Annotated in this window: 11 protein-coding genes and 2 pseudogenes; 6 read left to right on the forward strand and 7 right to left on the reverse strand. The window is 67.1% G+C overall.

Going from position 1 to position 12,748, the window contains the following annotated elements; all coding sequences use genetic code 11:
• Nucleotides 1-1,945 (forward strand): protein DpdD (gene dpdD / locus KBX39_RS09005; RefSeq protein ID WP_210869965.1); only part of this gene is annotated, 1,945 nt, incomplete at its 5' end.
• A 175-nt stretch (nt 1,946-2,120) separates the two neighbouring features.
• Here the strand turns inward: dpdD and dbpB (KBX39_RS09010) are convergent.
• Genes dbpB (KBX39_RS09010) through queC form a run of 7 tightly spaced genes read right to left on the reverse strand, consistent with a single transcriptional unit; the run spans nt 2,121 to nt 8,389 of the window.
• On the reverse strand, nt 2,121-3,326 hold the full coding sequence (gene dbpB / locus KBX39_RS09010) for a DGQHR domain-containing protein DpdB (protein WP_247660004.1): 1,206 nt from the start codon (nt 3,324-3,326) through the stop codon (nt 2,121-2,123).
• A complete protein-coding gene (dpdA, locus tag KBX39_RS09015) occupies nt 3,304-4,545 on the reverse strand; it encodes a tRNA-guanine transglycosylase DpdA (protein WP_210869967.1) in 1,242 nt (413 codons plus the stop codon). The genes dbpB (KBX39_RS09010) and dpdA overlap by 23 nt, the downstream gene beginning before the upstream one ends.
• Nucleotides 4,542-5,684 carry a DGQHR domain-containing protein DpdB gene (gene dbpB / locus KBX39_RS09020; RefSeq protein WP_210869969.1) on the reverse strand — a complete coding sequence of 381 codons (1,143 nt, stop codon included), beginning with the start codon at nt 5,682-5,684 and terminating at the stop codon, nt 4,542-4,544. The genes dpdA and dbpB (KBX39_RS09020) overlap by 4 nt, the downstream gene beginning before the upstream one ends.
• Complete coding sequence (locus KBX39_RS09025; RefSeq protein ID WP_247660005.1) at nt 5,684-6,688, reverse strand: hypothetical protein; 1,005 nt, start codon at nt 6,686-6,688, stop codon at nt 5,684-5,686. The genes dbpB (KBX39_RS09020) and KBX39_RS09025 overlap by 1 nt, the downstream gene beginning before the upstream one ends.
• Nucleotides 6,685-7,044 carry a 6-carboxytetrahydropterin synthase QueD gene (gene queD / locus KBX39_RS09030; protein ID WP_210869971.1) on the reverse strand — a complete coding sequence of 120 codons (360 nt, stop codon included), beginning with the start codon at nt 7,042-7,044 and terminating at the stop codon, nt 6,685-6,687. Before queD ends, KBX39_RS09025 begins: the two co-directional genes overlap by 4 nt.
• A complete protein-coding gene (gene queE / locus KBX39_RS09035; RefSeq protein ID WP_210869973.1) occupies nt 7,044-7,691 on the reverse strand; it encodes a 7-carboxy-7-deazaguanine synthase in 648 nt (215 codons plus the stop codon). The genes queD and queE overlap by 1 nt, the downstream gene beginning before the upstream one ends.
• Nucleotides 7,688-8,389 (reverse strand): 7-cyano-7-deazaguanine synthase QueC, encoded by a 702-nt coding sequence (gene queC / locus KBX39_RS09040; RefSeq protein ID WP_210869975.1) that lies wholly within the window; start codon nt 8,387-8,389, stop codon nt 7,688-7,690. Before queC ends, queE begins: the two co-directional genes overlap by 4 nt.
• A 545-nt stretch (nt 8,390-8,934) precedes the next feature.
• Between queC and KBX39_RS09045 the strand changes: the two are divergent.
• From KBX39_RS09045 to KBX39_RS09065, 5 genes and pseudogenes are all read left to right on the forward strand, one after another.
• Nucleotides 8,935-10,136: pseudogene (locus tag KBX39_RS09045) on the forward strand (AAA family ATPase).
• A gap of 76 nt (nt 10,137-10,212) precedes the next feature.
• Entirely contained in the window at nt 10,213-10,461 is a 249-nt protein-coding gene (locus KBX39_RS09050) for a hypothetical protein (RefSeq protein ID WP_104115682.1), read from the forward strand.
• Between the two features lie 47 nt (nt 10,462-10,508).
• Nucleotides 10,509-10,814 carry a DUF6403 family protein gene (locus tag KBX39_RS09055; protein WP_210869977.1) on the forward strand — a complete coding sequence of 102 codons (306 nt, stop codon included), beginning with the start codon at nt 10,509-10,511 and terminating at the stop codon, nt 10,812-10,814.
• On the forward strand, nt 10,811-12,175 hold the full coding sequence (locus KBX39_RS09060; protein ID WP_233514576.1) for a hypothetical protein: 1,365 nt from the start codon (nt 10,811-10,813) through the stop codon (nt 12,173-12,175). Before KBX39_RS09055 ends, KBX39_RS09060 begins: the two co-directional genes overlap by 4 nt.
• Nucleotides 12,172-12,748, forward strand: a pseudogene (locus tag KBX39_RS09065) (hypothetical protein); the annotation flags it as partial. The gene KBX39_RS09060 and the pseudogene KBX39_RS09065, both read left to right, overlap by 4 nt.

Raw genomic sequence — 12,748 nt, forward strand, 5'->3', positions numbered from 1 at the left:
GTTACAGGCGTTCCTCGGCCCGGCGACCGCGACCATCGAGGCGGTACAGCTCTCCACCGCGGAGCAGGCCGACCGGTCACTGCAGGTGGCGGGCCTAGTGCAGGTGTCGTACGTGCGCCGTGCCGCTGTCGCCCCCGTGGAGTTGCTCGACCGGCTGGAAGACGCCGTCGCGACCGTCAGGGGGAGGGACGCGCGGGTACGCCCGATCCGGCACTCGCACATCGACCTGCTGCGTGACTTCCGACTTGCTCTGCTGCAGCGGGACAGTCGACTTGCCGAGCAGGCGCTGCAGGACCTGCGCCTGACCGGGCAACTCAGCGCCGAGAACCTCCGGTTCCTGCGCATCGAATTGCTCGGCGAACTCGGGCGGTGGCGCGAGCTCCGCGAGTTGCCGTACCTGGCCGAACTGCTGCGGACGCGTCGGTCTCGTGCGGTCAACGAAGTCCTCCTCGAAATGCTGTGGTGGACCGAGGTAGCCGACCTCTGCGCGGCCGGTCTCACCCCACAGGACGTGTACGAAAGCACTGGCCTCGGCGCCCGCTACGGCTCCCTCGCCGCCGCAGTCGACGTCCCGGCCAGCGCAGGCGGCCGTGCTGTCGCCGCCGTCGACGCTCTGACGCGAGGTGACGACGAGCGATTTCAGCGATTGCTGCACGTCGCTGACGACGCCGAACGAGAGCGGCTGCACCGCCTGGGCGCGCTCGCGCAGCCTGCCGCTCAGCCGACAACAACCGGAGGCGCCGATGTCCGCGCATTGTTCGAGGACGGACAGTACGAGGTCGTTATTCAGGCGTTCCTCAACACCGCCGACCCTGAGATCGCAGAGTTCGCCGTCCAGGCCGTTCTCGACATCGCGGACCACGCGAACGGGTCCGTCGTGCTCGAGATCGTCCAGGCACTCGTCGTCGAGGAACGGATAAGCCTCGACCGGCGGCTGAACCGTGACATCGACGACCTTGCCCGATTCGTCGACAGCACTTGCAAAGGTTGGGTCGAATGGTCCTCCCGGCTGAGCCGGGACGATCGCTGGCCGAAGGCGGCGGAGGTCTTGCGTTCGCAGCACGCACAATGGGAGGGGCTGGGAACGCTGGAGGCTTCCAAGCTGAGCCAACTAGCGAGCGATGTGCTGGACGGTTGGACGGGCGCCAACGCGGACCAGGTGGCGATGGTGCTTGACCTCCTCTGTCTGGCCGCTGCGGACACGGCTTCGACAGCACAGGCGGTGGAGTTCTGCGACACCGTCCTGGTAGTGCTGGCGGACCAGCAGAACATGAGCGCACCGGTACGTGAGGCGTACCTCGTTCTGCTCGATCAACTACTGCAGGCGGCGCCAGCGGAGACGCGTTATCGGGAGCTGCTGGACCAGGTGGGCACGCTCTGGCGGCGGGTGGCCTCGCCAACCGTGTTCGACTGGGGTCTCGGCCTGGTCGAAGTCCTGCTCAATACTCCTGCTCCTGATCTCGGCAGCCGGGCCGCCACCGTGATGGAGGTCCTGGGTAGGGGCCAGGACTTCCAGAAGCGGCTCAACCTCCGACAGCGCTCGGAGTTGGAGGTGCTGGCCGAAGAGGTCGGCATGCCGCTTCAGATCGTGCAGGAGCCGACGGAGGAGACCGACGGAACGTGGCGACAGCTTGATGGTCGAGTAGTCGGGCTGTATTCGCTCCTACCGAGAGCGGCAGAATCGCTTGAGAAGCGGCTGTCGCGGCTCTGCTCGCTTAAAGCGGTGGAGGGAAATGCCGACACGGTCTCCACAACGGCGCTGCAGTCGCTCGCGCGTCGCGCTGACTATCTGATCGTTGACACCTGGCATGCCTCCCATTCCGCTACCGGCGCCATCGATGCCGCACGCCCAAGAAGTAGACAGATATTGCCGCGGGGGCGTGGGGTGACCTCATTCCTGCAGGCGTTAGAGCATTCGCTTTCCCCGGCTGCGACTAACTCCTAGAACGCCAAGTCGTGCTCGGATCCCCGCCGTTTGCCTTTTGTCAGCATTCCGCCGGGCAATGCTTGTCCTTGGCCCTGCCCAGTAGTAGGGCCAAGGACAACCGGCAAATTTCAGCGGCTGGTCGCAGCCAGTCCGGCGCTAGACTCCTGGACCTTGGTCTCGACGGGAGGTGCGGCTAAAAGAGCCGGCTTGACCGGTCGTGCCGCCGTCCCTGCTTGGAATAATATGTGGAAACCAGGAAGTCGGTGATTCGTTGAATATCCCGAGGGGTGTTTTGAACATCGTTCCAGCGGCGCGGAATCCCATCGCCCAGATCCCACGTGCCCTCGGTCCAGCGGCAGTAGTCCTTTACGGTCTTCAGCCCGGCAGCGAATCCCTGAGTGTCCGGCACGTCCTCGCCGCTGCCGTTTGTGTCGGCGATGGCGTCCATCAGATAGCCCATGCTGATGATCCCGGCTCCGTGCATCAGGCGCGACTTGCGAGGGGGTTTGCCCCAGGCATCCTCACCGAATACCTCCCGCACGGCTGTCCAGAAGTCGCTCAGTACGGTCACCATCAGTCCAATGTTGGGCAGTGCCCCGTCGCTTCCGCGGAACCGGTACAGGACCCCATCCGAGATGCTGTTCTCGAGCATGCGCAGCATGGAGTTGTCCTTGATGACGCCCGTGGGATTGGTTGGCGTCTGGATCATGTGACGTAGCGGCGAACGCTCTTCGAAGTTCAGTCGCTCAAGGACCGTCGCGGGGAGTTGCCGTACGCGCAGTTGGTTCGGCAGTGGGCCAGACGCCGTCGGAAGCAGCTCATGGATTAGGCCCTTAGGGAGGGGCTTGGTGGAGTTGACGAGGATGAACTGCGATCGGTGGTCGGCCTGGTCGGCGGTGATGAAGGCGGTGACGCAGATTGGGAACGCCGAGACCGCCGCATCCCGAATGGCCGCGCAACGCTGCTGACCATCCACGATGAAGCCAGGCTTGTCGGCGTCCTCCCAGTCCTCACTCACGGGTACGACTAGGGTCCCCATCCGAACGTAGCCAGGCCCGTCGCTGTGCTCTGCAGAAGGGATGAAGCGAACCCGGTCGTCGAAGGCCACGACGATTGCGTTCGGCAGTAGTGGGCTGTCATCAGACTCCACGTAGCGGCGAATCGCCGCCACGTGGGCCAGGACCTCGGGCCGTTGGTAGCCGTGCAGCTGCTGCTGGCTGTCTCGCCTAACGCGCGAGACAGCGGCGAAGGACGGGACTTGCTTGCCGTCCACCGCAAACGTGTACAGGCGCCGGTCTGGCCCCTGGCTGATTTCGAGCGCCGGAAGGTGTAGGACGATCCCAGAGGTCGCGGCCATGGTGCTCTCGTCTCCCTGCTTAATCATGATCGTCGTCTCCAAGGTGCCGGCGTAGTCGCTGCCCAAATACGTGTAGGTTGTGAAAACCGCGGCGCTTGTTGCGCTCCGCCCCACGGAAGATGACTGTCTCGATACCCACCTTCTTGCAGATCGAGCAATCACATTCCTGCCACGGCCGGTTCTCAAGTGTGTCTCGGTACTGACTACTTCTGTTTGCCTTGCCGTCCCATACCGCGCTGTAGGCGTCCAGTGCCTCCAGCGCGGCCTCAACGGGGATTTCTCCCCTATCGAACTCGCGAAGGCGGGCTAGCGCGGCGCGCTCGAGCAGCATGGCCTGCCGTTGGCTGATCTCACCGGAGCGAATCCGCGCTTTGAGCTTCGCGTTCCCGTCGACTTGAGGGACGCGAAGCGCCACGAAAGTCCGATCGAGCGCGTAGTAGTTGTCCCGGTCGTCTTTGAATGCCTGACGGAAGGGCGACGTGCTGTCGAAGCTCGTTACGCCGTGGCCAGCGAAGGTTGGAATTTCGTCGACGCGGCTGATGCCTAGGAGGTGCAACTGGGTGTCGGGCAGGCGTACATCGTCGATGGCGCGGAGGCAAGCGAGGATTTCCTTCGTCTTCAGCGGCACCATGCCCCCGACCGCGATCCGTCGGTACCCGATCCGTTGCAACTCCACCACTGCATCGGCATATGACTCCGGGCTCCAACCCTGAGTCACTCCAAGGGGCGTGAAGTGAACGTCGCTGGCTGAACAACGTTGCCAGAATTCTGCCGCGAGATCGAGGGTGATCTGTTGCCGTCGGACCCACTCCTTGGCTGCCTCGTCGGTACGAAGGACCTTCGGCTCGTACTGAAAGATGACGTGGTCGACGGAGATGCCGTAGTTGAACCCGCACCCCTCGTAAAAGCTGACAACCTCTTCGACAGTGTAGGGAGGATAATCCTCGCCAACGTACGAGAAAGCTCCGCAGTCACCCATGATCTTTAACGGCGCGCTGCCATTATCGAGGCGGAAGAACTCACGCGCCCCTTGCCGGTAAAGCCTGTGGCGCTGGGGCAGGGTGTACTTGCCGGTGCTGGTGCCGACAGTCCCATCTACGATTGCCTTGGAGACCAAGAGGCCGTTGAACGGCGGTGGCTTCAGCACTTCGTGGGCGTACAGGTCATCGCGTTGGCGCACTCGGAACGGGTCGCGTTCCTCTGTTAGGAAGTCGAAGGTGGGGTCTACCTGGTCCTGGCTGTCGGGGAAGAAGAATTTCATCGAATTCCCGCCCGTTCGTTCAGGTAGACGCGGATGAGATAATTGGACAATTCCTGTACATGGCGGGACACGTTCTCAATCTCGTTCCAGCGAAGGTTGAGTTCGTCCCACCTTCCTCCCGTCCATTGGCAATGCGGCGCGATCACGGCGAGGTGTTTGCTGATCAACTCGGGTGCTTCGGGGAGGCGTGGATCAACCGTGCCCAGCACGCGGTCCATCAGCCGTCCCATAGCTCGTATGCCGGCCCCATGCATGAGGCGGCTCTTGGTTGGCGGCTTGCCCCATGCCTCGGGGAACGTGTCACGCACTACTGACCAATATGTGCAGAGCGCCTGGAGGATCCCGTCGAAGTCTGTCTCGTTGCGCGTGACGTCGCGGTAGGGGAAGAGGCAACCGGCCGGTGAGGTGAGGCTCTCTTGGATCATCTCGACAACGACGGTGTCTGTGATAACAGCGTTCGGTGCCTGCTGCCGGTTGGTCGACGCCCGCTTAATCAGCCCGTAGAACGGCGATGCCTTGTCGGCATTCAGGACGTCGCACAGCGCCGAGGGTGCCTTCCGGATTGCGAGTCGCGGTGGTAGCGGGCTGTCGACCTCCGGCAGGAGTTCGGTCACCAGGCCACGCGGCAGTGGACGCGTGTTGTTGATACGTAGGAACTGGTCGCGCTGGAAACCTACGCTGTCCGCTACGAACGCCGTGACTGGTACAGGAAACTGCTGCCGTTGGGTACGGGACAGCGCCAGGGCTCGCTGCTGTCCGTCGACGATCCATGCGGGCTTCGGCTTGCCGGATTGCGGCAGGGGGATGCTAAGTAGCCCGGAGGTCGCGAGTCCATCTGCGGCACCTGGCCCTCTGCTCGACTGAAACCGGACGCTGGACGAGAGGGCCAAGATGATGGGGTTGGGAAAGACGGCGGCCTCGGTGTCGAGGTACTCGACGATCTCTTGTATGTGCTTCCGTACCTGCGGGCGTTGGTAGCCGATCAACTTCCCGGCATCGTCTCGGCTGACGCGGGAGATATCTCCGATTTGGAGTACCTCTTCTGCCTGCAGTGCGAAGAGGTAGAGCGCTGGAGTGCCCGGCTGAGCGATTCGCAGCGCACGACGTGCGATGTTCTTCGAGTCATGTGAGGGCGCCATCAGCAGTGCACTTCCAGCGAGATCTCATCGAACAGTTGCTTAAAACGTGCCTGCTCACATGACTTGCCGGAGTTCCGTAGTTGTCTGAGCAGGCGCGTTGCCGAGGTTGGCCCGGCCTCCGCCAGTGGCCGGATGAAGGCCTTAACCTCGTCGTCGGTCATGCGCTCACGGTGAATCGGAGGCGGCGGCGGGGGCGCGGCGGCTGCCAGTTCGTGGGCCAACGCCCGGAAGTACGAGCGGCGGTGGGTGCGATGCTCCGCGGTGACTCGGCCGAGGAGGTGCTGCGCAACGCGCACGTTAAGGGCGAGCAGACTGCCGCCGACTGCCGGTCTCATGCGAGCGGTCACGCCGACGACGAGCTCGTCCAAGTCGGGGTCCGACTGAGCCGGCCCAACGATTGTCAGCCGTTGCGGGTCGCCTAGCCGCCCCGCCGCCCTCAGTAGGTCATCACTGCACGCCCGAAGGTAGGTATCCGATAGGACGGCGATGATCGTGTCGTCGGGATTCATTCGGGCCAGGTGGTAGAACGATCGGGGCGTACCGGGCTCCGGGCCAACCCACTCGCTTAGTCCCCGCCACCAGTCGCGGTTCTCGGTCGAACCTTGTCCGACCGAGTCTGCTTCGCGCAACGCGAAGGTCGCGGCGTAGGGGCGAAGCTGCGCGGTGGCGGGGATCAGTCCGTACCCCGCGGAGCAGATCCAGAGTTGCGTCTCCACGCTTCTCGGGTTGACCAGCTGACGTGCTATGGCCCAGTGCTCGCCAGCATAGAGCGACGTTGCGGCAGTGGAAGACTGGCTAGGTTCGGACAGTCGTCGGGTCCACTCTGCGAGCTTCTGCCTAGGTGCGTAGTTCGAAAGCGCCCTGACCCGCAGCGCCGCAGGCACTGCCAGGTTCTTGCGATTTGCGCAGGTGACGACGATATGAACGCGAGCTGGCGCCTGCGACGGGCTGTTGCTGTCTGCAGGGACGCCCGGCGAACTTTCGTCGGCCATCGCCTCCGTCACGAGGCATCGCCTCGGTAGACAGCGCCCGAGGTGCAGGTCTCCCTGACCATGATGGCCGACAGCGGCAACTGATCGACAAGTCTCGCCCAGATCCATTGCGCCAGCACTTCGCTGGTCGGGTTGTCGAGGCCCGGCACCTCGTTTAGGTAGTAGTGGTCCAGTTGGTCCAGGAGGGGCCGGAATGCTGCCTTGATGTCGCCAAAGTCCATCACCCATCCGGTCGACGCTCCGACCTCGCCGCGTACGTGTACCTCAACGCGATAGGAGTGCCCATGGAGGCGAGCGCACTTGTGCCCCTCGGGCACGCGCGGCAAGCGGTGAGCAGCTTCGAAGGTGAACTCACGGAAGATTTCCATCAAGCAATCCCGATGTACTTGTGTGTCTGCAGGCTCAACGACCATTGAGGATGGGCGAGGCAATAACTGATGGCGGTCCGGGTGTTCGCTGCTTGGTCGGGCCCATCCATCGGCTGAAGGAGAAAGTTAGCGAAGTTCAGATCTTCGAATCGTTCAGGCTCTGCCCCCGGTTGGGGGTAGACAAGCTTAAGATCATGACCCTCGGTGAGAACCAGCTCGCTGCCGGCCTTCGGGCTGACGCAGATCCAATCGATGCCAGCGGGTGCGGGCCGAGTCCCGTTCGTCTCGATAGCCACCTCGAAGCCTTCGTCATGAAGGGCGTCGACAGCGGCGGCATCGAGTTGCAGTAGCGGCTCTCCGCCAGTGCAGACAACGTATGGTCTGCTCCTCGGGTGGGCTGCACCGGCCCACGCCTTCGCCACCGCTGCCGCCAGGTCCTGGGCTGACTGGAAGCGACCCCCTCCTGGCCCATCAGTGCCTACAAAGTCTGTGTCGCAGAACTGGCATATGGCGCGGTGTCGGTCGGCCTCGCGTCCGGTCCAGAGGTTGCAACTCGTGAATCGACAGAAGACAGCGGGTCGCCCAGCATGCGTACCTTCGCCTTGGAGCGTGTAGAAGATTTCTTTAATGCGGTACGCGGGTCTCATGCCGCTCTGCCGACCGCGGGGTCTGACATGCCGAGTTCAGCGAAGCCTCTAGTGCGGAGTAGGCAGGAGTCGCAGGTGCCACAAGGGTGTCCTTCAATCGGGTCGTAGCAACTGTGGGTGAGGGAGTAATCAACGCCAAGGCTGAGGCCTAGCCGGATCGTGTCTGCCTTCGTGAGGTTGATGAGGGGCGTATGGATCTTCATGCGCTGAGTGCCCTCGACTCCGGCCTTGGTGGCGAGGTTTGCCATCCGCTCGTATGCCTCGATGTATTCAGGTCGGCAGTCCGGGTAGCCACTGTAGTCGAGAGCGCTCACGCCGATGAAGACATCGGACGCCCTCAAGGTCTCGGCCCAGGCAAGCGCGAACGACAGAAAGATGGTGTTCCGCGCGGGCACGTAGGTGATGGGAATCTCGCTCCCGATCTCCTCGGCGCTCTCATGGTGGGGCACGGCGAGGGCTTCGTCGGTCAGGGCGGAGCCGCCAAACAACCTAAGATCGATGTCCGCAACGACGTGCCGTGTCGCCCCCAGTGCCTTAGCGACCCGAGCAGCGGCATCGAGTTCTACCGTATGCCGTTGGCCGTAGCGGAAGCTCAGGGCGTTAGTCTCGAAGCCCTCCTTGACGGCCACAGCGAGGGCCGTGGCGGAGTCCAGACCGCCGCTGAGCAGTACTACCGCTTGGCGCTTGGGTGCCGACATCTGAGGCTCCTCGCTTCGTCGTTGGTCGAGAAACTGCAGTAGCTTGCTCCGCAAGTAATGCGTAGTTTCTGCGCGCAGGTGGCGTCACGTTACCCGAGTACTGCGCGTTGTCGGAAGGTGAGCAGGGCGTGTCCTGCTCACTGTCGCGACGATCGGTGGTATCAACTCAGGTCGGCCAACCGGGCCGAGCAGAGAAGAAGTAGGCCGGAAAGTTGCTGCGTGGGGTCACGGAACGGAGCTTTCCTCGGGTCCTGTCGGCGGGTGCAGTCGGCTGGCGTGTCGTTGAACCCGGCAGATCAGTTCGTTGAGGCAGTCGCCAGCCGGACGGCGAGCGCGTGGCAGTCGAGTCAGCACGCCGGGATCGGGTGAACACACACGCCGGCCCTCAGTAATCAGATCGGCGGGTTATGCCGATCCGCTGGGCCGGGGGAGCGGCGCAGACGATGAGGTAGAGCACCGGCGCTTGACTCATGCCCGCAGTCTTACCCGGCGCGTGTTAAGAAGGGGCCCCGCCTCTACCGGAGACGTTAAAAGGGGGCCCTTCCTTGCACGAAGCGGAGCAGGTGATCCAACGGGTGCTGCGGGACCTCCGGGAGGGGGCGCACCGCGGCGTCGTCGTGGACTCGCCTCCCGGTGCCGGGAAGTCCACCCTCGTGGTCCGCGCCGCGGTCGAGATCGCCGCCACCGGCGACCCGCTGATGATCGTGGCGCAGACCAACGAGCAGGTGGACGACCTCATCGACCGGCTCGGCCGTAAGGCCCCGGACCTGCGCGTCGGGCGCCTCTCCGCGACCGACTACCGGCCCACCGAGCGGGTCACCGGGCATCCGGCGGTCCGGGTCGCGGCGAAGGTCGCCGACCTGGGCGGCCCGGCGGTCACCATCGGTACGGCGGCCAAGTGGGCCACCGTCACCGAGGGGAGCTGGCCGTGGGCGATCGTGGACGAGGCGTACCAGATGCGCGCGGACGCGCTGCTGCGCGTGGCGGGGCGGTTCGAGCGGGCGCTGTTCGTCGGCGACCCCGGGCAGCTCGATCCGTTCTCCACAGTGGAGACGTTCCGCTGGACCGGGCTGACCTGGGATCCGATGCAGTCGGCGGTGGCCACGCTGCTGCGGCACAACCCGGAGCTGCCGGTGCACCGGCTGCCGGTGTCGTGGCGGCTGCCCGACTCGGCCGCGCCGGTGGTGTCCGCCGCGTTCTACCCGTTCACCGGGTTCCGGGCCGGCACCGGGCCGGCCGACCGGGTCCTGACGTTCACCGAGCCCGGTCCGGGGGACGCCTACGACGCCTCGGTGGAGGTGGCCGCCGGGTGCTGGCGCGCGGCGCGGTCGCGGTGAGCGAAGCAGCGCCGGGCGGCGCGCCGGTCACCGCGGACCGGATCGCCGTCGGGGCCGCGCACCGCGACCAGGTCGCGGCCATCCGGTCCCGGCTGGGCACGGCCGGGGCGGGCATCACCGTGGACACCGCCAACCGGCTCCAGGGCCGGGAGTACGACGTGACGATAGTGCTGCACCCGCTCTCCGGCCGGCGGGACGCGACCGCGTTCCACCTGGAGTCGGGGCGGCTGTGCGTGCTGGCGTCGCGGCACCGGCACGCCTGCGTGGTGGTGGCCCGGGCCGGGATCGGTGAGCTGCTCGACGCGTACCCGTCGACCGAGCGGGTGCACCTGGACGTGCCGGTGAAGTTCCCGGACGGCTGGGAGGCCAACCAGACGGTGCTGACCCACCTGGACGCGCACCGGGCGTGACGACGGGCCGTCGTGGCATGTCCGGCGAACCGAACGGATCTTCCGGGCGGTGGAGGGCGGTGGGCACGATGGCCGGATGTACCCTCACGACCCGTATCAGCAGGATCCGTACCAGCCGGATCCGTACCAGCAGCAGTACCCGCCGCCGCAGTACCCGCCGCAGGCGTACGCGCCGCAGCCGGAGCAGCCGACGAACAGGTGGGCGATCGTCCTGTGGGTGGCGGTGCCGGCGCTGCTGGTGATCCTCTGCTGTGCCGGCTGTGTCGCGTCCGGGTTCGCGGGCGGGTTCATCGAGGGGTTCAACGAGGGCTATTCGTCGTCGTAGGCGTACCTCGGCGCGCGCCGCTGGCGGCGGTGCGTTAGGAAGGGATCATGACCGCGAGTGTGCTGCCCTGGCTGGGTGGGGGCGTGGTGGCCCTGGCGGCCGGGTTCCTCGCCGCGTTGCTGCCCCGGCGACGCGCCCGCGCGCAGGGCCGGCGCGTCGCCTGGTCCTCGGCGCGGGCGGCGATCCACGACGCCACCGTGAGCCGGGACGCGGCCCCGACGGCGGTGCCGGAGGCGGAGCGGCTGCTGGCCCGGGCCGAGATGCTCGCCGCCGCCCGGGGCGGCGCCGACGCGGCCCGGGCCGCGGCCGAGCACGCCCGCCGGGCCGACGAGCTGTGGCGGGCCGGCCGGTGACCGCGCCGAGGTTGCCGGTACGCCGGGATCTGGTGCGCTGGTCGCTGCTGGCCGCCGCGGCGGCAGTGCTCGTGGTGTTCCTGGGGGCGCAGCGGCAGAGCGTGGAGGTCAGCTACGGGCGGTCCCCGTCGGCGGGCGCGCTGCCGCAGGAGGGGTCGGCCGGGGAGCTGAGCGACGCGAGCGTGCCGTCGGTCGAGGAGATGACGGCGCTGGTCGCGGCCGAACCCGTGGTGCGGCTGCCCGGGGCGGTCGCGCGCTGGGACGAGCAGCGGGTACGGGCGGCCATCGGTGACCGGGGCACCCGGATCCTGGTCGCCCCGCCCGGTCTGGACGAGGCGGAACGCCGCCGGGTCAAGGACGTGGAGAACGCCGAGATCCGGATCGTCGGCACCGAGGTCAGCGGCGGGCTCTACGTGGCTTCGCCGGACGACCTGCCGGGCTGGCGGGCCCGGTTCGCCACCCGTGACGTGACCGGCCCGCTGCTCACGCTGCTGGCGACGCTGCACGACCAGCCGACGCCGCCGGACCGCGACGACCTGCGCTGGCGGGAACCGACCGGTCCGGAGCTGGCCCCGATGGTGGCCGCGTTGCGCGCCACCGGCCGGTACGTGGGCCCCGGCGCCACGCTGACCAAGCTGCCGGAGAAGGCGGCGAGCAGCGCGTTCCCGGACGGGGCCTGGTTCGTGGTGCTGCCCGCGCAGCCGTACGGGGAGCCGCTGCCCGCGTACGGGCCGGCGCTGCACCGGCTCGCCCCGGATCAGCCGCTCCTGGTGATGTACGGCGACTGGATCGAGTACCACGGTCCGAGTGCGGCGGAGTTCGCCGAGGTGGCCGGCGCGAGCTTCTACGCCCAGTTCGGCAGCCGGCTCGGCCGGTACGCCTACCCGCAGCAGAACGTGCTCGCCACGTACCTGGGCCAGGTGACCGACGTGCGGTACGCGGGGCTGTTCGACCGGCCGCTGCCGTACCGGCCGTTCGACCCGCTGCGGGTGGCGCTGCCGGCGTTGCCCTGGATCTTCGCCGCCTGCGTGGCCGGTTTCGTGGCGCTGTCGATCCGTACCGTGCGGGGCAGCGGTCGCCGTCCGGCCGACGTCGGTCCGGGCGGTACGCCGGCCCGGCTGGCGGGGCTCTCCGCGCTGGCGGTGGAGCTGTCGCTGCTCACCGACGCCCGCACCGACCCGGCGCTGGTGCGGGGCGTGGGCCGGTTGCGGGCGGCCCGGGACGCGCTGGGCGAAGGGTTGCCCGACCGGCACGTACGCGAATTGCTGGCCGACGCGGCGGCCGAGCTGGACGACGTGGCCCGGGACGTGCGGATGCCCGGCTACCGGCCGGACGTCTACCTGCGGGCGAGGCTGTCGTGAGCGGCGTCGCGACCCGGCCCGCGCGGGTGCCCGCCCGGCGCGGCGCGGCGGCGACCGGTCCGCGCCGGCTGCTCGGCCGCCTGGTCGGCACCGCCTTCGGCCGGGCGACGCTCGCCTGCCTGGCGCTGGCCGGCTGGGCGCTGTGGTCCGGCGGCATCCTGGACGGGCCGGTCGCGCGGCAGGTGCGCGTCTCGTCGGTCTACGCCGCTCCCGGGGTGGACCTGGACCGGGCCGCCGCCGAGCGGGTCATCGGCAACCGGCGGCTGGTGGTGCTGATCATGGAGCCGGGCGCCGACCTGCGCGAGGCGTGCGCCGACACGAAGCGCGCCGCCCAGGGCACGCTGGTGCTGGCGATGAGCCGCGACGGCGAGGACTGGGACACCTACGGCTGCTCCCGGCTCGGTGGCGACGGCGCCAAGGACCTCGGCCGGGCCGTGGTCGCCGAGACCACCATCGGCCGGGGCGCCGACGCGTTCGTGGACCGGCCGGTCGAGGCGCTGAAGGTGATCGTGCTCAACTACGACCGGCTGGTCCGGGCCGGTCTGGTGCCGGACGGCGCTCGTACCATCAGCC

The organism is Micromonospora sp. D75 (assembly GCF_018070405.1).
In the GTDB taxonomy this organism is placed as follows: Bacteria; Actinomycetota; Actinomycetes; order Mycobacteriales; family Micromonosporaceae; genus Micromonospora; species Micromonospora chalcea.

Bases quoted from the DNA above. Each gene is read 5' to 3' on its own strand.
- dbpB (WP_210869969.1), bottom strand. From the start codon at position 5,684: ATGGCGCCCTCACATGACTCGAAGAACATCGCACGTCGTGCGCTGCGA.
- queC (WP_210869975.1), bottom strand. From the start codon at position 8,389: ATGTCGGCACCCAAGCGCCAAGCGGTAGTACTGCTCAGCGGCGGTCTG.
- KBX39_RS09050 (WP_104115682.1), top strand. From the start codon at position 10,213: ATGTACCCTCACGACCCGTATCAGCAGGATCCGTACCAGCCGGATCCG.
- KBX39_RS09055 (WP_210869977.1), top strand. From the start codon at position 10,509: ATGACCGCGAGTGTGCTGCCCTGGCTGGGTGGGGGCGTGGTGGCCCTG.
- dpdA (WP_210869967.1), bottom strand. From the start codon at position 4,545: ATGAAATTCTTCTTCCCCGACAGCCAGGACCAGGTAGACCCCACCTTC.
- queE (WP_210869973.1), bottom strand. From the start codon at position 7,691: ATGAGACCCGCGTACCGCATTAAAGAAATCTTCTACACGCTCCAAGGC.
- queD (WP_210869971.1), bottom strand. From the start codon at position 7,044: ATGGAAATCTTCCGTGAGTTCACCTTCGAAGCTGCTCACCGCTTGCCG.